This window comes from Streptomyces katrae, assembly GCF_000966975.1.
GTDB classification, from domain to species: domain Bacteria; phylum Actinomycetota; class Actinomycetes; order Streptomycetales; family Streptomycetaceae; genus Streptomyces; species Streptomyces katrae.
Window position 1 is genome coordinate 1 of sequence record NZ_JZWV01001279.1, and the last position, 214, is coordinate 214.

A 214-nucleotide genomic window follows, 5' to 3' on the forward strand; every position below is an offset into this window, starting at 1 on the left:
ATTCAGGAGATTCAAATGGCACTTGGCACCGTGAAGTGGTTCAACTCGGAAAAGGGCTTCGGCTTCATCGAGCAGGACGGCGGCGGCCCGGACGTCTTCGCCCACTACTCGAACATCGCCATGCAGGGCTTCCGTGAGCTCCAGGAGGGCCAGCGCGTGTCCTTCGACGTGACGCAGGGCCAGAAGGGCCCCCAGGCGGAGAACATCGTTCCCG

1 protein-coding gene is annotated in these 214 nt (G+C 62.6%); it reads left to right on the forward strand.

Annotated elements, in window-relative coordinates; genetic code table 11:
- Positions 1-15: 15 nt before the first annotated feature.
- A partial coding sequence (locus tag VR44_RS36175; protein ID WP_045951900.1) for a cold-shock protein occupies positions 16-214 on the forward strand: 199 nt, incomplete at its 3' end.